Source organism: Deltaproteobacteria bacterium (assembly GCA_009930495.1).
Classification (GTDB): Bacteria; Desulfobacterota; Desulfovibrionia; order Desulfovibrionales; family Desulfomicrobiaceae; genus Desulfomicrobium.
The window spans coordinates 1-22,562 of sequence record RZYB01000024.1 but is presented as its reverse complement, the minus strand read 5'-3'; the positions used below and the strand labels follow the sequence as shown (position 1 = coordinate 22,562).

Below are 22,562 nucleotides of genomic sequence, written 5' to 3'. Positions count from 1 at the left end.
TGATCCGGATGGTCTGGCCTCGGCCCTGATCAAGCTGGAGCAGGTGCAACGCGGGGGATGGCAGCGGATTTTTTTTCCTGGCCGGGGCGTCCCCGAGCCATCCTGGCTTCGTACCCATCCGACCACCGAGGAGCGCGTCCGGCGCCTGCTCGACCTCAAACGGAGCGCTTCGCCGTCCTGGCCCCATGGCTATGATTTCGAGCCGCCGGATTTTTCCCGGGTGCATCCCCGCCAGCGCCCCCGAGGCGGCTGGTGGGGCTACTGGTACTGATCGATCCTGCTTTTTCGGGAATCCGATCGGCCCTGCCGTCGGGCGCGCCCTGGTTTTTTGGGCTCCCTGATCTTCAGGCTTGGAGGGAAGGCGTCTGTTTTCGGGGGGCCGTGGCGATCCGGCCGTGGTGGGTTCGGGGCGGGAAACTTCAAACACGAAACGGGATTCCGGAATCATTCCGGAATCCCGTTTCGTCGTGTTCGGGTCGGGTCAGCTTTTGGCCGGAGCCGGGATGAGTCGGCGGTTTTCATCCCAGATCTGTTCGGCCTTGGGCGTGACCTCCAGGTATTTGAACCATGGGTGGCTGGCCATGTGCACGGGGTCCATCTGGAGTTCGCGGCTGTGCTTCATGATGGGTGGCACGAGCTTCTTGATGTCCCCAGCCAGATCCTTGGCCGTGGTGAAGGCTGCCGCCTGGATGGCGATGTCCACGGCTTTTTGGCTGTATTGTTGGGATTTGGCGAGGGTGTCCAGGGCCTTGGTCGGATTGTGGAAGCCGACGCTGTTTTCGGCCGAGACCAGATCCCAGAAGAACTGGCCCTTGCGGCACATCTCGCGGGCGTCGATCATGAGCTGGTCGTAGTTGGCCGGTTTTTCCCCCTGGAATTCGCTGGCCATGCGGATGGCCTCATGCGCCTTGACCGAATTGTCCTGGGCGACCATGAGCTGCTCCCAAACCTTGTCTTGGGTGTAGATGACGCGTTGCTTCAGATAATCCGGCGTCTTGTCGGTGTGGCACTGGCGGCAGGCCTTCATGTCCGGATCCTTCAGGGGCGAGGTCCAGTGGTGGTTGGACATTTTCTTTTTGCCATCCAGACGGGTGTAGCTCATGTGGCAGTCGGCGCAGGTCACGCCCGCCGCGCCGTGCACGCCGTTGTGCCAGGTTTCGAATTCGGGATGCTGGGCCTTGAGCATGGGCGTTTTGGACACGGGATGGACCCAGTCCACGAAATTGTGCTCGAATCCGGGCGTGGTCGTGTCGCCGTGGGTCTTGTAGTAATTGTACACTTGCTCCGGGTCCTTGCCGTCGGCCCAGGGGAAGACCACTTTCTTGGGCGCGCCAAAGCCCTTGTCCTGGAAATAGTATTCAACATGGCACTGGCCGCACATCAGGGCGCGTTTTTCGTTGCGGTCCAGGGTTTTGAAGTCCTTGCCCTGGCTGGCCAGATAGGCCTTGAGCGGCACGGAATACAGGCGCAGCTCCATGTTGACCGGATCATGGCAACAGGCGCAGCCGATGGTATCTTCGTTCATGTCGACTTCTTCGCGGAATTCATTGAAATTTTTTGCCCAGAAGTCATCGCCGTACGTGCCGATCCATTCGTTCATCTTCGCGCCCTTGCAGTTCCAGCAGGTGGCCGGCAGACCGGCCTTTTCGTCGTACCGGTTCAGACGGTCGATGTTCAGGATGTCCTTCATGGCGTAGGTATGGCCGCGCGCGGCCTTGTACTCGTAGCTGAAGGCATAGCCGAGCCAGAGATTCTTCAGATAGGGCTGGGCGTGTTTGTACCCCTCGGGCAGGGGGTTGACGTTGTCGTGCTTGTTGTAGGCCACGGACCCGCCGTATTCGGTCATGATCTCGGTTTCGTTGTTGCGCAGGTAGGTTTCGTAATGCAGCGGAAACTCATCCTTGAAGGCGGAGTTCTTGATCTCGTCGGTCTTGAGGTCGGTTTTGAACTCCGGGGTCTTGGGTTCGGAGAAATCCGTGCAGCCGGTCAGGGCCACGGCACAGTTCACGGCCAGCAGGGCGATCAGGGCGAGGGTGCTACGCATCGGCGGCGCTCCTTTTGGATATGGGGATTTTCGGGGTGTGGGGCACATGGCGATGACAGTCCGTGCAGAATTTTTTGCTCTGCATGATCACCGTGCTGGTCGTGGCGCCGTGGCAACGCTGACAGTTGGCCTGGGTCACTTCCTTGGTTTCCTCGCCGGGATGGATCAGATCCGGGATGTTGCTCATGGCCGTGGCCAGGATGTCGCGCGTGCCTTCCTTGGCCTTGAAGGGCATCTTGGCTATCAAATTGTGCGGGGCGTGACAGTCGTTGCAGGCCAGTTCGGCATGGACCGATTGCTTGTGGGTCAAGGCCGCCTCGGCCATGGAGTGGCAGTTGCCGCAGAACATGGCCTGGTCCGTGGTGGTCATGGCGATGGCCACTCCGACCGTGAACACGACGCCGGCAAGGGCTGGTGGCAGCACTCGTTTCCAGCGGCCCCTGGAATCATCCTGTTTTCGGATCATGAATCCTCCCGTCGGGTTGAAGACATGTCGCTTTTCTCCAATGACAGTAGGAAGCAGCGACTTATTTTTGTATTCTTATCAAAATTCGTGAGGGATGCAAGAGATTGGCCGCATTGACGCGGTTCGAAAAACAGGAGGGCATATCGGGGCCGGAATGATTTTCATCCCGGCCCGGGTCGGGTGTTATCCGGCGAGCTGAATCGTTTCAAAACGCAGGCTGCGTTTGAGAATCTGCGTACCACCGCCTTCGGAAACAGTCCGCGCCACGTCGGCCGCGTCGAGAACGCGCGCTCCGGCCAAATGCGTGACTGGCGTTCCGGTGTACACCTCGGGACGCATGAAGGTCGAGGGCCCGAGCATGACGGTGGCCCGTGGCGCACCGAGCTGGGCGAGGAGGTCGTCGATGGTGTCGGTGACGATGGACGTGCTGGTGATGATGGCCACGGAGCACCGTGTCAGGGCCTCCTGGCCGTCCTGGGGCGGGATGGTGCCTGGGCGCTCGTTGAGCTCCAGAACCTCCAAGCGGCATCCGGTCTGGCGCAGCGGTGACATGAGGGGGCCGAAAAAGCCCACCATGACCACGTGGTCGTTCTGGTCGATGTGGAGGATGTCGAGAATGTCCGTGGTCGAGGCCTCGGGCGCGGGCATGACCGCGGCCAGGGCGTTGGCCGTGGCAAGGCCGACCGAACGTTGCTGGGCCGTCGGGCTGGCCAGCAGGTCGAGGATCTCGGCGGCCCCACGCCCGGCCAGGGTCTTTTGGCGCGGATTTTGTCCACAACAGGCGCCCGAGTCGCGCCCTGTCCAGGAAACGCCACATTGGCCGGTATCCAGGTGGGCGCTCGTATATTTGAGTCCGATACGGATGTCGTCGACGGCAATGTCACGGGCCACTGGTTCTAGAATGTCGCGAATTCGATCCTGCATGCGTGCCGCCATGTTTATTTCTCCTGTGTCCTGCCTGTGTTTCACGTCTGGTGTGTTCCGGGCGTGTTTCCGCAAACGAGCGCGATGTTCAAGACGGTCACGAATTCGGGGCGTGCAGTGACTGGCGTCATCATCGCGGTGCGGGCTTGGGACGACTTTGGTCGGTTTCGGCCTGGGCGCCAGTTTCGCGTGGTCCGAGCCGGTTGGTGTCGTGCGCGGAATCCGCCGGGAACTGGAAATAAAAAAGCCCGCAGTGAGCGGGCTTCCTCAGATTCTAGCGAGTCCGATTAGTAGCGGGAGCGGCCGGCCGGGCGGCTCTGGCGCGGCTGGGCTTCGTTCACCTTCAGGCTGCGTCCCTGGAAATCGGCGCCATTGAGGGCCTGAATGGACTGGCGGGCGCCATCCTCGTCCATTTCCACGAAACCAAAGCCACGGGAGCGGCCGGTTTCACGATCTTCAATGACGTGGGCGGAATTGACCTGACCGTACTGGGAGAAAAGGGCCTGCAGATCGGAATCAGTAGTGGACCAAGACAAGTTTCCAACATAGATGTTCGTAGACAAAACAGTAAACTCCAAAGAAAAAAGTAAAAAGAAAAAGCTTTTCTCCAACTGGAAACAGTTACCGGTTGGATCGCGGAACACGAAGTATAGAGTTATCAGAAAACACTGATGTTCATATCCCGCGCAAGCACCCGCCCAATAGGTGTTCCCCTGGTGAGTGTCAATACATAAAAACGAGGGCGGAATATATTTCTGGGACGCAAAAGATAAATTTGCTGCAATACATCGAAATTGCTCAATGAAGTTTTTTACGGATCGAACACGAGGCCATGTCCCCACGGACGTGGCCTCTCTCGTTTCGCGGACGGAGCGGATCGGTGCCAAGTTTGTTGTCTGGTTGTCACCGAATTGTCGCTTCCCGGACACGATGCGACTCCCTTCCGCTTTTTAGGAAGCGGGTCGGAAATTTGTCATGAACCAACCCGCCGGGAGGGACAAGGATATGGATGACAGGGCCGAGAAGCGTGGATTGTTGAGGCTGGGGCTGCTTGGCGTGCTTTTCGTGGCCATCGCCGCCGTTGGATTGGTGGCCTGGAAGCCGGAGTTGCTGTTGCGGGAGCGACGGCTTGCCGTGACCATCGAGCCCAGGGACGTGATCGCCGCCGGCGCTGCCTGGAAGATCAGCGGCGACTGGATGCGGACCGATTCCGCCACCATGGACGAGGCCGCGCGCAAGCGTGTCGTCGAGTTCAGCCCCGTGCCGGGCTGGGTGACTCCACGGGGCGTTGAATTGGCCGATGACGGCGGACAGGACGTGCGCGGGGTCTATACCCGCCAGGTTCTGGCCGAAAAGACCATTTTGCGCCTGCATGGCTCCAACACCATTGGCGCGACCCTGGGTCCGGACCTGGCCGAGCGGTATCTGCGCTGGCTTGGGGCCGAGAGCGTGCGCGTTCTGGTCGGGGCCGATCCGGCGGAAAAGGTCGTCGAGGGCGTGTTTCCGTTCCGCAACGAGGCCCTGCGCGTGGAGATCAAGGCCCATGGCTCGTCCACGGGCTTCAAGGATTTGCTGGGCGGAACCTGCGAAGCGGCCATGTCTTCCCGCCGGATCAAGGATTCCGAGCGCGAGGCCTTGGCCCATCTTGGGGACATGACCTCCGTGGACAGCGAATACGTGGTCGCCCTGGACGGCATCGCCGTCATCGTCAACCGGGGTAATCCCCTGGCCAGCCTGACCCGGCGTCAGATCGCCGATATTTTCACCGGTCGGATCGGGGACTGGAGGGCATTGGGCCTGCCGGCCGGACCCATCGAGATCCACGCTCGCAATAACGAGTCCGGCACGTTCGACACCTTTCAAAGTCTGGTCCTGGGCAAGAACGCCCTGGCCGCCGGGGCCATCCGGCATGAATCCAACGCCGAACTGTCCGACGCCGTGGCCGCCAACCCGCGCGCCATCGGGTTTTGTGGACTGCCCTATATCAATAAATCCAAGGAGCTGGCTGTTCAGGACGAGGGCAAGGCCATCGCGCCGAGCATGTTCTCGGTGTCCACCGAGGACTATCCCCTGTCCCGACGCCTGTATCTGTATGCGCCACGGCGGGGCATGTCCGCCCATCTGCGTCAATTCCTGGATTTGACCCTGGCGCGCGAAGGGCAGGAGGCGGTGACCAAATACGGTTTCGTCAGTCTGGATATTTCCGGGGCCAGGTCGGCATCCGCCGAGCCAGGGCCGGACCAGCCCGTTGGCGCCGGGACTGGCGCGAGCCCGATACACGGCACCGGGGTCCGGACTTCCCCGGTGGAATCGAAAACGGGCGGGACGGTTCCAGGCGAGTTTGTTCCGGCCGAAGCTGTTTCAGCCGAAGTTGTTTCAGCCGAAGCTGTTCCGGCCGAGGACGCGCCGATGGACGCCGCGCCGGTCCGGGCCACGGTCATGCTGGTCGAGGACCCCTTGCGCGACGTGCCCGTGGTCAATGCCGCCGTGGCGGCCGGCTACCGCGACAGCGTGCGCGGCGGGGCGCGGCTGCCGGTCAATTTTCGGTTCCACTCCGGCAGCTTCGATCTCGACAACAAGGCTTTGCGCGATGTGAATCGGGTGGCGGAGCTGGCTCGTGACGAGGGCAAGTCCATTGTCCTGGTCGGGTTTTCCGACTCCCTGGGTGATTATGGGCAGAATCTGGCCCTGTCCAAACGCCGGGCCCAGGCCGTGGCGGACACGCTGGCCGCTCTGGGGGCCAGGGTTCAAGGCGTTGTCGGAGCCGGCGAGGAAGCGCCCGTGGCCTCCAACCAGGATCAGGCCGGGCGGGAGCGCAACCGCCGGGTCGAGGCGTGGGTGTTGCAATGAACACGAAGAAATTCTTTTTTTTCAATCGGGTGCAATTCCGGGTCAATGTCGGTCTGGCGTTGATTTTGGGCCTGTCCTTCGCCGGATTGAGTTGGTTTCTGCTGTCCACCCAGTGGCGGCTCTTGGTCGACGATCTGGCCCGGCGCGGCCAGCAACAGGCCCAGGCGGCGGCCGAGGCCGGCGCGGTGCATATTGAACGGGGCAGTCTTTTCCTGCTGGAAGAGCTGGTGGCCAAGGTCGAGTATAGCCCACGCGTGGCTTTTTGCCGGATCGTGGACGCCTCGGGCCGGGATTTGGTTCCGGATCGGCGGCGGGTGGTTCATGATCCCGGCAACGAATTGGTCGTCTCCTGGCCCATTGAAGCCGAGGACAGGAATTTGGGCGAGGTGCGGGTCGGGATGCGTCTGGACGACGTGCGCCAGGAAATCCGGACCACGACGGTGCGCATGGTGGCCGCCTTCCTGTCCGTGCTTGGCCTGGTCTGCGTGTTGGCCCATCTGTTTTTGCGCCGGGTGCTCATCGCGCCGGTCCAGACCTTGGTCCGCATGGCCCGCGATGTTGGCGGCCGGGAGTTCGTCAGCACCCGGCTGGCCGAACGCCGGGACGAGATCGGCCAGCTCGCGGGCGAGTTCAACGCCATGAGCGCCAATCTGCGCGAGGCCTATCAGGGCTTGGAACGGACCGTGACCGAACGCACGGAAAAGCTGCACGTGGCCCTGCGCGAGGTCCAGGCCATTTTCGACAATTCCCTGGTCGGCATCGCGGTCATGGACGGGGAAGGAGGCATCCAGCGTTTCAACAAGCGTTTTGCCGAGATGTTCGGCCATGACAGCGCGGCCCTGTCCCACATGTCCATGGTTGATCTGCATTTTTCCCGCAAATCCCACGCCGAGTTCCTGCATCGGTATCATGCGGCCATCGGCCAACACGGCATGATGCAGCACGACCACCAGTTTATCCGCGCCAACGGAACCCGTTTCTGGTGTCAGGTTTCGGCCAAGCCCATTGATCCGCGCGAGGCCAGCAAGGGCGTGATCTGGGTTTTCGAGGATATCACCGAGCGCATGCGCGCCAGCGAGGTGCTCCGCGCTCAGGCCGACGACCTGCGGCGGGCCAAGGACGACGCGGACCGCGCGACCACGGCCAAGAGCGAATTCGTGGCCCGCATGAGCCACGAGATCCGCACGCCCATGAACGCCATCCTGGGCATGGCCCAGATGCTGTCCGAAACCAATCTGGACACGGAACAGAGTGAATACGTGCGCACTTTTTCCAGCGCGGGCGAGATGCTGCTGACCATCATCAACGACATCCTCGATTTTTCCAAGATCGAGGAAGGCCGGATGGAATTGGAATCCATCCCCTTTGATCTGGCCCGCGTGGCCGAGGAGACGACGCGTCTTTTGAAGACCCAGGCCGCCGTCAAGGGGCTGGAGCTCCAGCTCGGAATTTCCGGCGACGTGGGTGCGTGTTACGAGGGCGACCCGACCCGGTTGCGCCAGATCCTGGTCAATCTGATCGGCAACGCCATCAAGTTCACGCCTCGGGGCCACGTGCGCCTGGACGTGGACCTTCTGGCGCCCGACATCCAGGACACGGACGGCCCGGGCGAGAGGCAGTGGTGCCGTTTTCGTGTCCGCGACACGGGAGTGGGCATTCCCGAAGACAAGCTGGAGCATGTTTTCGAGAGCTTTTCCCAGGCCGATTCCTCGACCACCCGTGCTTTTGGCGGCACGGGTCTGGGCTTGGCCATTTCCCGACGTCTGGTGGAGCTGATGGGCGGGACCATCCGGGCCGAGAGCGCGGTGGGCCAGGGCACGGAGTTTTGCGTCCTGCTGCCCTTGACCGCTCTGGGTCCCGAAGCCCTGGTTCACGACGATGCCGGCCTGGACAGGATCGAAATTCCACAGCGGCGGTCGGATGCGCCGCCGCGCGTGTTGGTGGTCGATGATGTCGAAGCCAACCGCCGCGTGGTGGAACTCTTTCTGCGGGGCCAGGACATCGACCTGACCCTGGCCAAGGACGGAAGCGAGGGACTGCGTTTGGTTCAGGACCAGCCCTATGATCTGATCCTGATGGACATGGAAATGCCGGTCATGGACGGCATGGCGGCCACCCGCGCCATCCGCGCCTGGGAAAGGGAACAGGGGTTCGAGCCGGCGCATATCGTGGCCATGACCGCCCATTCCTTTGTCGAGCAAAAGGAGGCCATCATGGCCGCCGGATGCAGCGGATATCTCGCCAAGCCCATCCGCAAGAGCGGGTTGCTGCGGGTTTTGGACGACTACCGCGCCGGCGTCGGACCCCGTGACGACGAGGTGGTGGCGGCCTGAAAATCCATCTCGCCGGATGTGTCCATCACGGAAAACGCCCCGCTGTCGGGGCGTTTTTCTTGACAGGGGCTCGGTTTGCGCGCAAGTTACTAACACGATAATTTTATGAAACGTGTTTTTTAGAACTGGAGTCGGAGCATGCCATTTCGTCTCAACCGGATGGAAATCGCGGGTTCCCTCGGTGATCTGGGGGTGCTGTTGCCCATCGCCGTGGGCATGATCCTGGTCAACGATCTTCCTCCCGAAGGGGTGTTTCTGGCCATCGGCCTCTATTACATCGCCGCTGGCATGTACTTTGGGGTGACCACGCCGGTTCAGCCCATGAAGGTTATCGGGTCCTATGGCGTGGCCATGGGACTGGCGCCGGAGATCATCCACGCGTCCAGCCTGTGGGTCGGCGTCCTGCTCTTGGCCATCGGGCTGAGCGGGGCCATGAAGCGGCTCGCCCGGTTCGTGCCCAGGGTTATTATCCGGGGCGTGCAGCTGTCCACGGGCGTGCTGCTCATGGCCCAGGGCGCGCGTCTGATCCTGGGCACCAGCACGACCCAGGTCGCGGCCAGATCGAGCGAACCGTTCTTGACCGTGTCGAGCGTGGGCGGGGTGGAGCTGAGTTGGATTTTTGGGGCCATTGCCGTGCTCCTGACCCTGTTTTTGATCAACAGCCGTCGTTTTCCAGCGGCGTCCGTGGTCGTGGGCTTTGGGTTTGTCATGGGGCTGGTGTTGGGCGATGGCGTGGAACTTGGCGTGGCTGGCGTGCATGCGCCGGATTTTTTGCCGGATGGTTTTCCTGGCTGGGCCTCCTTTTCGACCGCGCTCTTTGTCCTGGCCATGCCCCAGCTGCCCATGACCCTGGGCAACGCGGTTTTGGCCAACGAGGATCTGGCCCGGGAGTATTTTGGCGATGGCGCGAAGCGGACCACGGGCAAGGCCTTGTGCGTCAGCATGGGGCTGGCCAATGTGGCCAGCTTTTTCCTGGGCGGCATTCCCATGTGCCACGGCGCGGGAGGCCTGGCGGCGCATTACCGCTTCGGAGCGCGCACGGCCGGCTCCAACGTGTTCATTGGAGGTCTTTTTATCATCGTGGCGGTGGTTTTTGGCCCGGAGGCCCTGGCCGTGGCCCAGCTGCTCCCCCTGTCCGTGTTGGGGGCACTGCTTGTTTTCGCTGGCGCGCAACTGGCCATGACGGTTCAGGATGTCACCGGCCGCAAGGAATTTTTTGTCTGCATGGCCATTTTGGGGATAACCCTGGCATCCAATCTGGCTCTGGGTTATCTGGCTGGCATGGGGCTGCACGCGCTGCTCAAGAACGATCTTTTCGATATCTGATCGTCGACCGCGGCAAACGACAACACGGGCGCGGCGATTCCGCGTCCACCGGAGGAAAACATGGGAAATTCACTGATCAAGGAAAAAAACGAGGCCGGCCGCTTGCACATCGACACCCCGCTCATGGGTGAATCCCTGGTCAGCAGACAATTTCTGCGGAAGACCGAATCCGACGACTATTTTCGGATGCACCCGGATGTGAACGTTCTCAAGATTGGCGGGCAGTCCATCATGGATCGCGGTTCCAAGGCGTTGTTTCCCATCATTGATGTCCTGCTCAAGGCCAAGGAGGAGTTCAAGATCTTGCTCATGACCGGCGGCGGCACACGGGCCCGGCACGTCTATAACATCGGCGTGGATCTCGGCATGCCGACCGGGGTTTTGTCCAAGCTGGGCGACAAGGTCTCCTCGCAGAACGCCGAGATGCTGTCCGTGCTTCTGGCCAAGCATGGCGGCGTGCGCATTGGCCACGGAGATCATCTGGAGCAGCTGACCATGTTTTGCCGCGAGGGGTATCTGCCCATCACCACGGGTATCCCGCCGTACGGTTTTTTCGAGCACCCGGCCGAAATCGGCTCCATCCCGCCGCACCGGACCGACAGTGGCGCCTTTTTGCTGGCGGAAAACATCGGGGCGCGCTCTCTGATCTATCTGAAGGACGAACGCGGCTTGTACAGCGACGATCCCAAAAAGGCGGCACATATCGAAGACCTGAAATTCATCGACCGCATTTCCGTGTCCGAGCTGCTGGACCTGGATCTGGATGATCTCATCGTCGAACGGCCTGTTTTGACATTTCTCAAAAATTCTAAATGTCTCAAGGAATTCCAGATTATCGACGCCTTGCGCCACCCCGAACACATCCTGGCCGCCCTGCGCGGCGAGCATGTCGGCACCATTGTGTACAAGGATTGATGCCGCTCGAAACGCAAAGGCCGCCCCGTTTGGAGCGGCCTTTTTTGTCACCGTGAGCGGGATTATTCCGCCGGCTTCATTCCTTCCCTGCCTTCGCCGTCGGACGGCAGATACACGACCTGAGCGCCGCTGACCTTGGCGATTTCATCCAGTTCGCATCTGCGCACGTGCTCGGCGACAATGCGGATGTCGCCCGTGGTTCCGACCACGCGAAAACGGGGGCGTTTTTCACCCTTTTCGATTTTCCGTCTTTCCCGTACAAAAATGACGTTACTCATGGCTGGCCTCCTGCTTTGTTTCTTGATGAGTAGGATCTATGTTTTTGAAGGATATATGTCAAGAGAGGTGAATATGTCTGGTGGGAGAGATACGGGTACGTCCAGGCCCGAGCGTTATATTCAGCCGTCCTTGTTGATGGCTCTTCTGGACGGTGCTTCATACGGATACGAATTGCTGCAGCGGTTGCCCGAATTCGGATTTCTGCGCGAGGACGCGTCTCCGGGCATGATTTATCGTCATTTGCGGCAGATGGAGGAAGAAGAGTTGCTCGTTTCGCGTTGGGAGGCCGAAGGCGCCGGACCGGCCAAGCGGGTCTACGAGCTGACTCCGGCCGGACGCGAGGTGCTGGAGGCCTGGATCGGCCACATGGAGAAAAAGGGGCGCGCCCTTTTGGACTTCGTGGCCTTGTACCGCGCGCGCGTTGGCCGCGCGGCGGATTCGACCGGAGGGAAACGGCCATGAGCGTTGAAATCCCCATTCTGACCGACGCGGTCATGGTTTTTGGTCTGTCCAGCGCGGTCATCGTGGCCAGCCATCGCCTGCGCGTTCCAACCGTCATCGGCTTTTTGATCACGGGCATTTTGGCGGGTCCGCATTGTCTGGGCCTGGTCGGGGCCTCGCACGAGGTCGAGATGTTCGCCGAGATCGGGGTCATCCTGCTCCTTTTCGTCATCGGCATGGAGCTGTCGCTGGATGAGCTGATCCGTCTCAAACGACCGGTTTTCGTGGGCGGCGCCGCCCAGGTCGGCCTGACCATCGCCGCCATGGGGCTGCCGCTCCTTTTTTCCGGCGCGGATCTGGGCAGGTCCGTGTTTTTTGGATTTCTGGCCGCCTTGTCGAGCACGGCCATCGTGCTCAAGATTCTGGGCGAACGGGCGCAGCTGGCCGCGCCACATGGCCGCATCGCCCTGGGCACGCTGATTTTTCAGGACGTGGCCGTGGTGCCCATGATGTTGCTTATTCCCGTCCTGGCCGGGGTTTCGGGCAATCCGTGGTTGTCCCTGGGCGAGATGCTGCTCAAGGGCGCCTTCGTGGCGGGCGTGATTTTTGTCGGGGCCCGCAAGGTCATTCCCGTGGTGCTGGGCGCGGTGGTCCGCACCCGCAGTCGCGAGCTGTTCCTCATGACCACGCTGGGCCTGTGCTTCGCCATCGCGCTTCTGACCTCCACGGCCGGCCTGTCCCTGTCCCTGGGCGCGTTTTTGGCCGGGCTGATCATGAGCGAGTCCGAGTACAGCCACAGCGCCCTGGAGGGCGTGTTGCCCTTTCGGGACGTGTTCACCAGTGTCTTTTTCGTGTCCATCGGGATGCTTCTCGACCCGGCGTTCATCGTGGCCCACCTGCCCCAGGTCCTGGCCCTGACCCTGATCGTCCTGGTGGCCAAGACGGTTCTGGCCGCGGTCGCCGGACGGATTCTGGGCTACCCGCCGCATGTGGCCATTCTGGGCGGCCTGTGTCTGTGCCAGATTGGCGAATTTTCCTTTGTCCTGGCCGGAGTCGGCAGGCAGTACGAGTTACTGACCCAGGTGGAATATCAGTATTTTTTGGCGGCGGCCATTGCCACCATGGCGGTCACGCCATTCTTGATCGCCGGCATCCCGGCCATTTCCGGGCGTTTGTCCCGGCTGTTGCCCGTGGGCATGAGCCTGGCTCCGGAAAAGGACGCGGACACGGATCTGCGCGACCACCTCATCATCGCCGGATTTGGTCTGGGGGGGCGGCATCTGGCCCGAGCGGCCCGGACCGCCGGCATTCGTTACGTTATTCTGGAGATGAATCCGGACACCGTGCGCCGCGAGCGCGACAAGGGCGAGCCCATTCTTTATGGCGACGCCTCCCAGGCGGCGGTGCTCGAACACATCAACGTGACCCAGGCCCGCATCCTGGCCGTGGTCATTTCCGATCCGGCGGCCATCGGACGCATCGTGGCCACGGCCAGGGCGCATAATCCGGGCCTGCACATCGTGGTCCGGACCCGGTTCGTGAGCGAAATCGACGCGTTGTTGCACATGGGCGCGCAAGAGGTGGTGGCCGAGGAGTACGAGACCTCGGTGGAGATGTTCATCCGCGTCCTGTCCGCCTATCTCGTGCCCAAGGGCGACATCGAACGCTTCGTGCGCGAGATCCGGGCCGAGGGTTACGGCATGCTGCGTCGTCCCATGCTGAACGTCGCCGAGGCCTGTTCCCTGGGAGGGAGCTGTTCATCCTTTGGGGCCACGGTGCTGACCGTCGCTCCTGGCGCCTTCATGGATGGAAAAAGCCTGATCGAATCCAGACTGCGCAAGGAACACGGCTTGACCGTGATCGCGGTGCAGCGCGACCATGAAACCCTGCTCAACCCCGAACCCACCCTGGTCATGCGGGCCGGGGACCGGGTGCACGTGTTTGGCGCCCAGGAGGTGATTTCGGCCAAGGCGGAGTTGTTTGTTGGGGGCGAGGAAGTGCTACCCATGCGCGGCTAGTCCTGCTATGTCCTCCGGAAAGCGGACTGGTCGCGGCCGCGATGGGGCGCGTCGGGAAACGGTTCCGCGAAGCCGATGGAGGTTAAGATGCCGGATTGCGAATGTCTGAACGGGTGCCCGTTTTTCAACGACAAAATGCGCGATGACTCGGGGCTGGGGTCGATCCTGAAGAAACGCTACTGCCTGGGCGACAACACCAAATGCGCCCGGTACATGGTTTTCAAAAAACTGGGCAAGGCCGCCGTGCCACAGACCCTGTATCCAAACATGGTCGACAAGGCGAACGAGATCATCGCCAAGGGTTGATCCTGGTTCCCGGGGGCGCGCGACAAAGCGAAGTTCACGCATGCTTATGCCAATAAAGACATAAGTGCCCGAGTTGACGTAAATTAATTTTTTCGGCTAGGCAGTGGCATAACCCCTGGGCATCGGTTCCCTGGCCTTCGTGTCCGGGGTTTTTCGTGGGGTCACTATTTTCGACGCCCCGCCGTCAAGACCAGCGTGAAAGACAGCGTCTCCCGCATGACCCGCCGCACCGGCGAGAACTTGGGGGCGTGCCTCCTTTTTCAACCGATCCGATCTGATCCGGTCCGGGACCGGGCAAGGAACCTCCCATGCACTGCATTATTTCCATGGACGACACGGACAATCTGGAAACTCGCGGCACCGGCTGGCTGGTGGAAGACGCCTGTACGCGGATGCGCGCCATGGACTGGGGCGATTTTTCCATGATTTCCCGGCACCAGCTCTATGTCCATCCGGATATCCCCTACACCTCGCACAACAGTTCCATGGTTTTCGCGGCCGATCTGCGCGTGGACCGGGAGGAGGTTGTCGCCTTTTTGGGCGACTTTTTGCGGGCGGAAAGCGCTCCCGGCTCCGATCCGGGGCTATGCGTGACCGGCACCCTGGACGCCGCCGCTCGGAAGCGTCTCGTCGATTTTGGACGCAGCGCCAAGAACACGGTGCTGACCAAGGATCAGGCCCATGATCTGGCTGCTGCCCTCGGGATTCATCTTTCGGAGCACGGAGGCACGGGTGGTGGCGTCATCGGCGCCCTGGCCGGCGTGGGCCTGCGGTTGTGGGGAGAGGATGGCCGGTACCGGGGCTGGTTCCATTACGCCAGGGAAGGCACGGAGATGACGGTTGGCGAGCTTTGCCGGCACGAGGCCGTGGACGAGGTCCGGACATCCGGGGGCGCGGTGGTGGAGGCTGGCTGGCGGGTTGTGCTCGGTGATCGCGTCAAGACCGTGCGTCAGGGCGGGAAGTCCGTGCTGCTGGTCCACCCGGCCCAAAACGGGACGCACCGCATGCTGACCAAGAACGAGTTGAAAAAATACTGATCCCATTTCCCGCTCAAAACGCGATGCATTCCCGGGCGAGAGGGGGCGTGCGCGCGGGAGTGGCCGGGATTCCGCCGACGCGCTGCTGTCGCGGACCACGCCGCGGCCGTCCATGAAGACGGATGCGGGCCACTCTTCCAAGCGTGGTTGGCAGGCCATGACGTAGCGCCGCGACAAGGTCGTTCCGAGTTTTGGTCGCCTTGCGTCGAGGCGGGCGTGCTTGGGGCTGGCCGGTGCCTGACCATGTGTAGCGGTCGTCTCGAAAGGGAGCCCTTGGGCTCCCTTTCTCGTTGTGTGGCGGCGCTATCGTTCCAGGGCCTGGAACTGGCGCATGAAGGCGCGGTCGATGTAGTCCTTGAGCCAGAACGCCAGTTTGTTCCGGAACAAGAGTGGCCCCTTGCGGAAAATGGCCGTGTCATCGCCCATGTTGAACAAAAGCAGGTAGTCGCCACCGGGATTGAATTTCGTCTGGCGGGTTCCGTTCAGGCTGGCCCGGACATTGCGCAGCAGGACGGGGTTTTGGCGCACGGCATGGACGCCAACCTTGTCCAGGGGCTGGGGCGCGAAATGGATACAGTCGCCGCCGCCGAGGATTTCCGGATGATCCACGCTTTGTAGCCGCTCGTTGACCAGAAGGCCGCCCGCCGACCCCACGGACAGGCCGGATTCCTCGAAAATCCGCGAGGGCCGCACGCCCGTGGCCAAAAACGTCAGGTCCGGTCTGAATTCCTCGCCGCCGACGCGGATGACGCCGTCGCGGATTTCCTCGACATAACCGCTTTCCCTGACCTCGATGTCCTGATCTTCAAGGGAATCCAAAGCCATCTCGCGGATACGTCGTGGCAGATGGCCCATCAGCCGGCGGCCCGCGAAAAGAGTGATTTCCGGGGTGTTGCGACCGCGCAGGTTGGCCAGTCGACGGGTGTTGCCCGCGATTTCCAGGGCGGCCGGTCCGCCACCGATGACGGCGATTTTCGGCCGGCCATGGCTGGCGCAGAGCTCGATGACCCGGCGCTGGGCTTGCTGGAGACGTTCGATGGGCTTGACCGTGAAAATATCACCCGTGTCACCGTGGATATTGTCGAAGGGAATGAAGCTGCCGGTGTTGCAGGACAGAACGTCGTACTCCACGCCGCGCCCCGATTGGAGGATCACGGCGCGGTTGGCGGCGTCGATGCGGACGACCTTGTCGCGGATAAAGGTTCCGCCCTGGCGTTCGACCACGAACCGGGTGGCGAAGCGGATGTCGGCGGGGGAGTAGGACAGCCCGAGCATCCCTGGGCCCATTCCGGAATAATAATGAAAGTCGGAAGGTTGGATGACCGTGACGGCGTGTCCGTCCCGGACCAGCCCCCGGATTTGGGCGAGGATCATCATGTGCGCATGGCCACCGCCGGCCAAGACCAATCGTTTTCCCATGGTGTGCTCCTTGCGGGTGGATTTTTTTCGATGGAGCCGACGTTTAAGCACAACCCGAGACCAAGCGCAAACCCTCAGGAGATTCGCGCCTGTTCGAGAAGATCCGGCCAAAGACCATCAAGCGTGGCCAACAATTCGTTTGATCCTGGAGTGTTGTTGGAGATGACCACCGCGCCCAGGTGGGTCCGGGCCAGGTGGATCAGGCCTTGGGCCACGCTTTCGCTGAAATCGGGGTGCGCGGCCATGTATCTGTCGAAATGGTCGGCCCGGTTCTGGGCCGTGCGTTCCTGGATGCGCCGGTTTCGAATTTCCGCATCCGTGTCCAGGACCACGGTCCGCAGATCGACCGAGGCGCGCAGGGCCGCCAGGGCGCGGGCCACGGATCGGGGAACAGTTCTGGTCGGGTCGTGGCCCAGATCGAAGGCCATGAGGCGCAGTGGCGTGTGGCTGACCATCAGGATATCGGCGCCGCGCATGGCCTGGAACATGAGCCGGTCGACATGGATGGACCATGCCAGCCCCGAGTTGAGCACCAAGCGCAGGAGTGGATACAGGAACAGAAAGAGGCGCTCCAGAACAAGACGGACGGAATGCTTGTCCTCGGACGACGGGCGGTCGCAGGCCCGCGAGCTGAACCAGCCCCGCCGTTTTTCCAGGTTCAGGCCGTGTCTGGCCAGATGGGACCGAAATGTTTCGGCGACGAAGTCCTTGCCCGAGGCATCGGTACCCAGAATCAGCACCACCAGGGGCTTGCGTGGTTCGGGCGTCGCGTTCACGAGGGGTGCCTTGGGGTGAACCAGGCATCGAACAGGCGGCGGGCGATGGTGTCGGTGGGCGGTAGAACCAGCACGCCCTGGTCCAGCAGGTCGGGGATTTCGGCGCGCGAAAACCAGCGCGCGTCCTCCAGCTCCTGGTCGGCCAGGCGGATGTCCGTGGTTTTGGCCGTGGCGTGAAATCCGAGCATGATGGAACCGGAAAAGGGCCAGGGCTGGGACGAATGGTAACGGATGTCGCCAAGCCGGATACCTGTTTCCTCCCAGGTTTCGCGGCACACGGCGTCCTCGACGCTTTCGCCGGGTTCCACGTAGCCGGCGATGGCCGAATACATCCTGGGCCGCCACGAGGTCTGGCGTCCGAGCAGGCAGCTGTCGTCGCGGTGAACAAGGACGATCATGGCCGGATCGACCCGGGGGAAATGGTGCTTGCCGCAATCCGGGTTGGAGCAGACGCGGGCCAGGGTCAGGGGGTTGCCCTGGGTGGGATGGCCGCAGGCGCTGCAAAAACGGGCGGCGTTTGTCCAGCCCACGGCGGAACGGGCGAAGCCGAGTAACGCGGCCTGTTCCGGAGGCAGGATGGCGGTGTGCTGACGCAGCTTTTCAAACACGCCCAGGCCGTCGACGCAGTTGCCGGCCGTGGTGGACAGCCGGGAATAATCCAGGGCGAAATACTGGGCATGATCGTCGGCACCCAGGAGAAGGGCGGATTCGCGCAGGTCCGCGCAACGGGCCACGTCGCGGTGACCAAGCAGAAGCGGCACGCCAGACCCGGGATCGAACAGGATTTCGTCATGACGGACCACGACGAACGTCGCCGAGGGCGCGGCCAGATGCACGAACGGATCGTCGTGCCCCTGGTGGACAAAGGGTTTGCGGTCGAGGTGCAGGCCCGCGAACGTGTTGCGGGCGGATCGGGTGTAGTGGTCCATGGCGACTCCTGGGCGAACCGGACGGGTATCCGCGCAGTTGCCACGTCCACCCCGAAGGTTGCAAGGCCGTGTCAGGCCGGGCGCGGGTGGAAGACTTCGACCTTGGCCGGGGGCAGGTTGAGAAAGATGGTTTGGGATCGGATCGGTTCAAAAGCGGCGGCCAATGGACTCGCGCCGCCGCCAATGCGGTAGGTGAACTGGATCAGGGTGCCGTGGCGGTTCAGGAGCAGGCCGATTTGGCCGATGATGCGCGCGACCAGGGGCGCGGGCAGGGACAGCAGCGGCAGGCTGGAGACGATGCAGTGCACGTGGGGGCGGGTCTCGGGCAGGAGGCGGGACAGCTGGGCCGCGTCTCCCTGAATGACCGTGACTCGGGGAAAGCGTTCCGCGAGCAACCGGGCGAGCACTGGATTGTTTTCGATGACGCGGAGTTGGGACGCGGGCACGCCCCGGCACAGCAGGGCTTTGGTCACCGATCCCGTGCCACCTCCCAGTTCGAGCACCAGCCCCTTGGACGGCAGGGGTACCTGGGCGGCCATGACCGTGGCCAGCGATTTGGAACTGGGGCTGCACGCGCCCATGGCGCGGGGATCGCGGAGCAGGGCCTGCATGAAGGCCAGACCGGGTTGCAGGGGCCGGGACAGGTGCGCCAGCCCATGGGGATGGAGGTTTGTCCTGGCCATTATTTTTTTGGCGTGCGTCCCGAGTTGGAGCAACGCGCCGGTTTGGAGCTTCATGTTTGACCTGCCGTGAGGGGCCGCTTGGGGAAATCGCGCCTGGTCGTTCCACGATTGGAGCGCCATGGTGCCGTTTGTCTGCCAGGAAGAGGCCATTATATCTTCGCCCTGGCCTTGTCCATTGCCGAAACAGCACAAAAATACTTTATTTTTTGGGGTGTTATCCGGGCGTGGCGCCCGGTGCGCGGCGCGTGGCGAAGCGGCGGCAATACCCGCAGGACTGGCACAGGGATTCCACCAGACGACCATGCTGAAACCCGTCGCGCATGGCCCTGGCCCTGGCGCCGTTCAAAATGTCCATCAGATCATCGTGGCGGATATTGCCCAGGGCCAGACGGCCTTCGGCATCAAGGCAGCAGGGGCAAACCGTGCCGTCGACCAGGATGGCGCACTGGCTGGACAGGGCGTGGCAAAATCCGACCCGGCGGACCGGGGCCGTTCCGGGCCAGTCGAAAAGGGTGTCCAGATGCAGATACAGGCGCCCCGCGAGACGCCGGCTCTTGCGTCCGGGCGGAGGCGGGGTGACGGCCATGCCCAGGGTGGCAGCGACGCGGTCGAGTAGTCGTTTGGTGTGTTCGGTTTCCTGGTAACGCTGGCTGTCTTGGTTCCAAAGTCGCAGGTTGATGTACAGATCGGGGCGTTGATCCAGCGCCAGACGGACAAAGGCCAGGACCTCGTCCAGGGCCTTGGCGTCGAAATGGGCGCCCCGCGGCAGGGCCTGGAGGGAAAAATTGACCTGCCGGACCATGGGCCCGAGCAGGGCCCGGCCGGCCGCCGTGTCGATCAGGGTGCCGTTGGTGGTCACGTTGGCCCTCAGACCGGTCTGGGCACAGAGATCGAGCAGGCGCGGCAATTCCGGGTGGGTCAGTGGTTCACCGAGCACATGCAGGCTGATCTGGTCGGTCAGGGGGCGGACCTGGCTCAGGACGTGGTGGAAAAAATCGGGTGCCATGCGCGCGGCCGGCCGGGTCGTTCCCGGACAAAAGGCGCAGTTCAGGTTGCAGATGGTCGTGATTTCCACGAACACGCGCTCGAAACGCATTGGAGGGGCGACATCGGACATGGCTTCAGACCACCGGCAGGGTGCCGGTCCGGCCCAGGGCCAGGGAGAAATGGAATTCGGTGCCGAATTTTTCCTGGGTGGACACGCACATGCCACCGCCCATGAGCATGATGAGGCGGCGGACCAGGGCCAAGCCGATGCCGGAGCCCGAGTAGCGGCGGCTCAGGCTCATGTCCGCCTGGGAAAAGGACTCGAAGATGAGCTCCATTTTTTCGTCCGCGATGCCCGGACCCGTGTCCGCGACCATGAAATGCACCTGTTCGCACCCTGGCCTGGTTTGGTGGGGCAGGCGGGTCATGGTGATTTCGATCGAACCATGGTGGGTGTATTTGATGGCGTTGCCAACGAGGTTGAAGAGCACTTGGCGGATGCGCTTCAGATCGCCGATCAGCGGATCGGCCAGGGTCGGGTCCACCCAGCAGGTCAGTTCCAGGCCCTTGCGCCGGGCTTCCTCCCTGAAGGCGTTCAGGACCGAGTCCACGCACAGGACCGGGGCAAAGGGCGATACCGAGATGGTCATGGTTTCCGTTTCCAGGTCGGCCAGGTCGAGGATATCGCTCAGGATGGTCAGCAGGGCCTTGCTGCCCTGCAGGGACGTGTCGATCATGGCCGCCATGGGGCCCTGGGCGCCCAGGGTTTGCATGATTTGCAGGGCGGTCATGATGCCGTTCAGCGGAGTGCGGATTTCGTGGCTCATGATATTCAGGAATTCGGTCTTGACCCGGCTGGCGGCTTCGGCTTCGTCCTTGGCCAGGATCAGGTCCGCCTCGGCCCGTTTCTGGCTGGTGATGTCCGCGAAGGATTCAACCAGGACCGGCTTGCCATTGATTTCCGTGCGGATGACGGCCTTGAGAACCTGGATGGAACTGCCCGTGGCGGTGGTCAGGGTTTCCTCGGTGTATGTCTGGGGAACCAGCTGGTCGGGATAGGGACAGGACTGGGTATGCGCGTCACAAATGAAGTCCGTGCAGCGGGAGCCGAGCAGTTCGATCGCGGACCGTCCGGTCATGTCCAGCAGCTTCGGATTAACATAGGACAGGCGCAGATCCTCGGTGGAAACCACGGCAATGCCAACCTGCAGGCTGTCCAGAATCTGGCGCAGCCGCGCCTCGCTGCCGCGCATGTTTTCCTCGGCCTGGAGCCGTTCGGTCAGATCGAACAGCAGAATGAAGGCCCGGCCGTCACCGAGAATCTTGGTGTGCAGGGCAAAGGTCTTGAGCGTGCCGTCCTTGCAGGACACCCGTGTTTCGACGCCGTCTTCGATGGTCGGGGCGAAGCGCGCGCTCCAGGCCCGTAAAAATTGTTTTTTGGATTTCCGGTCCGGCAGGCAGGTCCGAACCCAGGCGGTGCGCGTCGGCACGTCGTCCGTGGTGTATCCCGTGAGCCGGGTGAAGGCCGGATTGACCCGATTGATACAGTGGTCCTGCTGGACCAGGACCAGTCCCACGGGCAGTTTGGCGAGGATATCCTGGAGCAGCCGGTGGTGGGTGTCCACGTCTTCCTTGGAGGCGCGCAGGGCTTTGATGTGCGCGCGGTAAAAGCCACGGATCAGGAGGGCGGCCGGAGCCAGGAAGGCCAGAAAGCCCGCGGCCGTGGCCACGCTGGCCAGGAGGTATTTTTCGTGAATGGCCGAGAGCTGGCTGATTTCGATGTCCGCGCAGGCCAGATAGGGATTGCCGCCGGGACTGGTTTCATAGGCGCAGTAGCTGCGGAAGTGCCCCCATTCGTCGGTGTAGTTCAGGAAGACATCTTTTTTCGCGGCCAAGGCGTCGCGAAACGCGGTCGGAACGTCCTCGTACGGGTAGAAATACCACACCTTGCGTTCCTCGGCCTCCTCCGGGGTGACCGTGGGCGCGGAAAAATGGATTCCATCCCCGTGGCGGACCAGGGTGTAGGCATAGATAAAGCCGTTGGTCGCGGCGAATGCGTTGACCTTGGCCCGGTTGCGCATTTCCTCGTCGAAGTCGATGGCTTGGGCTGTCGTGGCCCGGTCGTGGAAGTCATTGGCCAGAAGATATTTGAGACTGGTGGCGCCAAGGCGGAGCCGGGCGTCGATATGCGCGAAAGCCTGTCGTTCTTCGTGCTGGATCCAGAGGTAGCCCAGGACTGCGACAAAAATGACGTACATGCCCAGCAGGGCAAGGGCTTTGCGAAAAAATGACGTATTTGGGGACGGCTGCATGATGGTTCCATCCGGGGCATCGGGATGTTGGGTGTGGCTGCGGTCGTTGCCGGAAATGCCAGGCTTGGATTTGTCCAGCGGCCGTGTTCCGGTCGCGCGCGATGGTGCCCCGTGTCGGATAGGCATATCCAAAGCGCGGACGCCAAGCAACGACGGCAAGCACGCCCACGTCGCCCCCCTGACCGGCCGACCGGGCCATCGGCCCGGCGCGCTAATGACACCGCGCGCCAACAAAGATGGATAATCCCTGTTTTTTTGTTTGACAAACAATGCCTGCCCACATAAACAGGCACCTCTTCACGCGGGCCACTAGCTCAATTGGTAGAGCATCTGACTCTTAATCAGCAGGTTCAAGGTTCGATTCCTTGGTGGCCCACCAGAAATTTCAGGGAGTTACTGATAAAATCAGGAACTCCCTTTCTTTATGCCGCGCCTTGTCCCCATCAGTCCTCCGTTTCCTCCGACGTGCCGCGTTTTTCCTTTCTTGACCTGTCCGCTCGCCATTCGTAGACCCTTG

At 62.1% G+C, this 22,562-nt stretch carries 19 protein-coding genes and 1 tRNA gene; 9 read left to right on the top strand and 11 right to left on the bottom strand.

The window, feature by feature from the left end; translation table 11 throughout:
* Positions 1-481: 481 nt before the first annotated feature.
* From EOL86_04040 to EOL86_04025, 4 genes are all read right to left on the bottom strand, one after another.
* The gene (locus EOL86_04040) at positions 482-2,044 is read right to left on the bottom strand and encodes an ammonia-forming cytochrome c nitrite reductase subunit c552 (protein ID NCD24752.1); all 1,563 of its coding nucleotides are present in this window, start codon (positions 2,042-2,044) and stop codon (positions 482-484) included.
* A complete protein-coding gene (locus EOL86_04035) occupies positions 2,037-2,510 on the bottom strand; it encodes a 7-cyano-7-deazaguanine reductase (protein NCD24751.1) in 474 nt (157 codons plus the stop codon). Before EOL86_04035 ends, EOL86_04040 begins: the two co-directional genes overlap by 8 nt.
* 183 nt (positions 2,511-2,693) lie before the next feature.
* A complete protein-coding gene (locus EOL86_04030; GenBank protein ID NCD24750.1) occupies positions 2,694-3,446 on the bottom strand; it encodes a hypothetical protein in 753 nt (250 codons plus the stop codon).
* A gap of 275 nt (positions 3,447-3,721) precedes the next feature.
* Positions 3,722-3,997: an RNA-binding protein gene (locus tag EOL86_04025; GenBank protein ID NCD24749.1), complete on the bottom strand. Its 276-nt coding sequence runs from the start codon at positions 3,995-3,997 to the stop codon at positions 3,722-3,724.
* Between the two features lie 412 nt (positions 3,998-4,409).
* On the opposite strand from EOL86_04025, the gene EOL86_04020 reads away from it, so the two are divergent.
* The 4 genes from EOL86_04020 to EOL86_04005 all read left to right on the top strand — a co-directional run bounded on the left by EOL86_04020 (position 4,410) and on the right by EOL86_04005 (position 10,858).
* Positions 4,410-6,284 (top strand): hypothetical protein, encoded by a 1,875-nt coding sequence (locus EOL86_04020; GenBank protein NCD24748.1) that lies wholly within the window; start codon positions 4,410-4,412, stop codon positions 6,282-6,284.
* Entirely contained in the window at positions 6,281-8,617 is a 2,337-nt protein-coding gene (locus EOL86_04015; GenBank protein NCD24747.1) for a response regulator, read from the top strand. Before EOL86_04020 ends, EOL86_04015 begins: the two co-directional genes overlap by 4 nt.
* 138 nt (positions 8,618-8,755) lie before the next feature.
* Positions 8,756-9,943 carry a sulfate permease gene (locus tag EOL86_04010; protein ID NCD24746.1) on the top strand — a complete coding sequence of 396 codons (1,188 nt, stop codon included), beginning with the start codon at positions 8,756-8,758 and terminating at the stop codon, positions 9,941-9,943.
* 60 nt (positions 9,944-10,003) lie between these two features.
* Complete coding sequence (locus EOL86_04005) at positions 10,004-10,858, top strand: uridine kinase (GenBank protein ID NCD24745.1); 855 nt, start codon at positions 10,004-10,006, stop codon at positions 10,856-10,858.
* A gap of 62 nt (positions 10,859-10,920) precedes the next feature.
* Here EOL86_04005 and EOL86_04000 read toward each other — a convergent pair whose 3' ends face one another.
* The gene (locus tag EOL86_04000) at positions 10,921-11,136 is read right to left on the bottom strand and encodes a hypothetical protein (protein ID NCD24744.1); all 216 of its coding nucleotides are present in this window, start codon (positions 11,134-11,136) and stop codon (positions 10,921-10,923) included.
* Positions 11,137-11,191: 55 nt separating this feature from the next.
* Between EOL86_04000 and EOL86_03995 the strand changes: the two genes are divergently transcribed.
* The 4 genes from EOL86_03995 to EOL86_03980 all read left to right on the top strand — a co-directional run bounded on the left by EOL86_03995 (position 11,192) and on the right by EOL86_03980 (position 14,939).
* Positions 11,192-11,599 (top strand): PadR family transcriptional regulator, encoded by a 408-nt coding sequence (locus EOL86_03995; GenBank protein ID NCD24743.1) that lies wholly within the window; start codon positions 11,192-11,194, stop codon positions 11,597-11,599.
* The gene (locus tag EOL86_03990; protein NCD24742.1) at positions 11,596-13,596 is read left to right on the top strand and encodes a potassium transporter KefB; all 2,001 of its coding nucleotides are present in this window, start codon (positions 11,596-11,598) and stop codon (positions 13,594-13,596) included. The genes EOL86_03995 and EOL86_03990 overlap by 4 nt, the downstream gene beginning before the upstream one ends.
* A gap of 87 nt (positions 13,597-13,683) precedes the next feature.
* On the top strand, positions 13,684-13,902 hold the full coding sequence (locus EOL86_03985; protein ID NCD24741.1) for a hypothetical protein: 219 nt from the start codon (positions 13,684-13,686) through the stop codon (positions 13,900-13,902).
* Between the two features lie 308 nt (positions 13,903-14,210).
* On the top strand, positions 14,211-14,939 hold the full coding sequence (locus tag EOL86_03980; protein NCD24740.1) for a hypothetical protein: 729 nt from the start codon (positions 14,211-14,213) through the stop codon (positions 14,937-14,939).
* Positions 14,940-15,242: 303 nt separating this feature from the next.
* Here the strand turns inward: EOL86_03980 and EOL86_03975 are convergent, their stop codons facing one another.
* The 6 genes from EOL86_03975 to EOL86_03950 all read right to left on the bottom strand — a co-directional run bounded on the left by EOL86_03975 (position 15,243) and on the right by EOL86_03950 (position 22,171).
* Entirely contained in the window at positions 15,243-16,358 is a 1,116-nt protein-coding gene (locus EOL86_03975) for a pyridine nucleotide-disulfide oxidoreductase (protein NCD24739.1), read from the bottom strand.
* A gap of 74 nt (positions 16,359-16,432) precedes the next feature.
* Complete coding sequence (locus EOL86_03970; protein ID NCD24738.1) at positions 16,433-17,134, bottom strand: hypothetical protein; 702 nt, start codon at positions 17,132-17,134, stop codon at positions 16,433-16,435.
* Positions 17,131-18,063 (bottom strand): NAD(+) diphosphatase, encoded by a 933-nt coding sequence (locus EOL86_03965; GenBank protein ID NCD24737.1) that lies wholly within the window; start codon positions 18,061-18,063, stop codon positions 17,131-17,133. The genes EOL86_03970 and EOL86_03965 overlap by 4 nt, the downstream gene beginning before the upstream one ends.
* A 71-nt stretch (positions 18,064-18,134) precedes the next feature.
* Positions 18,135-18,800: a methyltransferase domain-containing protein gene (locus EOL86_03960; GenBank protein ID NCD24736.1), complete on the bottom strand. Its 666-nt coding sequence runs from the start codon at positions 18,798-18,800 to the stop codon at positions 18,135-18,137.
* Positions 18,801-18,960: 160 nt separating this feature from the next.
* Complete coding sequence (locus tag EOL86_03955) at positions 18,961-19,863, bottom strand: radical SAM/SPASM domain-containing protein (GenBank protein NCD24735.1); 903 nt, start codon at positions 19,861-19,863, stop codon at positions 18,961-18,963.
* A gap of 4 nt (positions 19,864-19,867) precedes the next feature.
* Positions 19,868-22,171 (bottom strand): PAS domain S-box protein, encoded by a 2,304-nt coding sequence (locus tag EOL86_03950; protein NCD24734.1) that lies wholly within the window; start codon positions 22,169-22,171, stop codon positions 19,868-19,870.
* A 177-nt stretch (positions 22,172-22,348) separates the two neighbouring features.
* On the opposite strand from EOL86_03950, the gene EOL86_03945 reads away from it, so the two are divergent.
* Positions 22,349-22,424 (top strand) — tRNA-Lys (locus EOL86_03945).
* The last annotated feature ends 138 nt before the right edge of the window (positions 22,425-22,562 follow it).

Coding starts and splice junctions, on each gene's coding strand:
- EOL86_03995 (NCD24743.1), top strand. CDS start 11,192: ATGTCAAGAGAGGTGAATATGTCTGGTGGGAGAGATACGGGTACGTCC.
- EOL86_04020 (NCD24748.1), top strand. CDS start 4,410: ATGAACCAACCCGCCGGGAGGGACAAGGATATGGATGACAGGGCCGAG.
- EOL86_03950 (NCD24734.1), bottom strand. CDS start 22,171: ATGCCTATCCGACACGGGGCACCATCGCGCGCGACCGGAACACGGCCG.
- EOL86_03980 (NCD24740.1), top strand. CDS start 14,211: ATGCACTGCATTATTTCCATGGACGACACGGACAATCTGGAAACTCGC.
- EOL86_04005 (NCD24745.1), top strand. CDS start 10,004: ATGGGAAATTCACTGATCAAGGAAAAAAACGAGGCCGGCCGCTTGCAC.
- EOL86_03965 (NCD24737.1), bottom strand. CDS start 18,063: ATGGACCACTACACCCGATCCGCCCGCAACACGTTCGCGGGCCTGCAC.
- EOL86_03975 (NCD24739.1), bottom strand. CDS start 16,358: ATGGGAAAACGATTGGTCTTGGCCGGCGGTGGCCATGCGCACATGATG.
- EOL86_04015 (NCD24747.1), top strand. CDS start 6,281: ATGAACACGAAGAAATTCTTTTTTTTCAATCGGGTGCAATTCCGGGTC.
- EOL86_03960 (NCD24736.1), bottom strand. CDS start 18,800: ATGAAGCTCCAAACCGGCGCGTTGCTCCAACTCGGGACGCACGCCAAA.
- EOL86_03955 (NCD24735.1), bottom strand. CDS start 19,863: ATGTCCGATGTCGCCCCTCCAATGCGTTTCGAGCGCGTGTTCGTGGAA.
- EOL86_04040 (NCD24752.1), bottom strand. CDS start 2,044: ATGCGTAGCACCCTCGCCCTGATCGCCCTGCTGGCCGTGAACTGTGCC.
- EOL86_04000 (NCD24744.1), bottom strand. CDS start 11,136: ATGAGTAACGTCATTTTTGTACGGGAAAGACGGAAAATCGAAAAGGGT.
- EOL86_03990 (NCD24742.1), top strand. CDS start 11,596: ATGAGCGTTGAAATCCCCATTCTGACCGACGCGGTCATGGTTTTTGGT.
- EOL86_04010 (NCD24746.1), top strand. CDS start 8,756: ATGCCATTTCGTCTCAACCGGATGGAAATCGCGGGTTCCCTCGGTGAT.
- EOL86_04035 (NCD24751.1), bottom strand. CDS start 2,510: ATGATCCGAAAACAGGATGATTCCAGGGGCCGCTGGAAACGAGTGCTG.
- EOL86_04030 (NCD24750.1), bottom strand. CDS start 3,446: ATGGCGGCACGCATGCAGGATCGAATTCGCGACATTCTAGAACCAGTG.
- EOL86_03985 (NCD24741.1), top strand. CDS start 13,684: ATGCCGGATTGCGAATGTCTGAACGGGTGCCCGTTTTTCAACGACAAA.